The sequence below is a fragment of the Scandinavium hiltneri genome, assembly GCF_024764835.1.
GTDB classification, from domain to species: domain Bacteria; phylum Pseudomonadota; class Gammaproteobacteria; order Enterobacterales; family Enterobacteriaceae; genus Scandinavium; species Scandinavium hiltneri.
Genome location: NZ_JALIGE010000049.1, coordinates 1 through 558, shown reverse-complemented (window position 1 = coordinate 558; position 558 = coordinate 1). Strand labels below are relative to the sequence as shown.

Genomic DNA, 558 nt, shown 5'->3' with positions numbered 1-558 from the left:
CCCATCAATTAACCTTCCGGCACCGGGCAGGCGTCACACCGTATACGTCCACTTTCGTGTTTGCACAGTGCTGTGTTTTTAATAAACAGTTGCAGCCAGCTGGTATCTTCGACTGATTTCAGCTCCATCCGCAGGGACTTCACCTACACATCAGCGTGCCTTCTCCCGAAGTTACGGCACCATTTTGCCTAGTTCCTTCACCCGAGTTCTCTCAAGCGCCTTGGTATTCTCTACCTGACCACCTGTGTCGGTTTGGGGTACGATTTCGTGTTACCTGATGCTTAGAGGCTTTTCCTGGAAGCAGGGCATCTGTTACTTCAGTACCGTAGTACCTCGTCATCACACCTCAGCGTTAATAAGAGTCCGGATTTACCTAAACTCTCCGCCTACATGCTTAAACCGGGACAACCGTCGCCCGGCTAACATAGCCCTCTCCGTCCCCCCTTCGCAGTAACACCAAGTACAGGAATATTAACCTGTTTCCCATCGACTACGCCTTTCGGCCTCGCCTTAGGGGTCGACTCACCCTGCCCCGATTAACGTTGGACAGGAACCCTT

At 52.2% G+C, this 558-nt stretch carries 1 rRNA gene; it reads right to left on the bottom strand.

The window, feature by feature from the left end:
- A 23S ribosomal RNA gene (locus tag MUU47_RS00235) occupies positions 1-558 on the bottom strand; the annotation flags it as partial.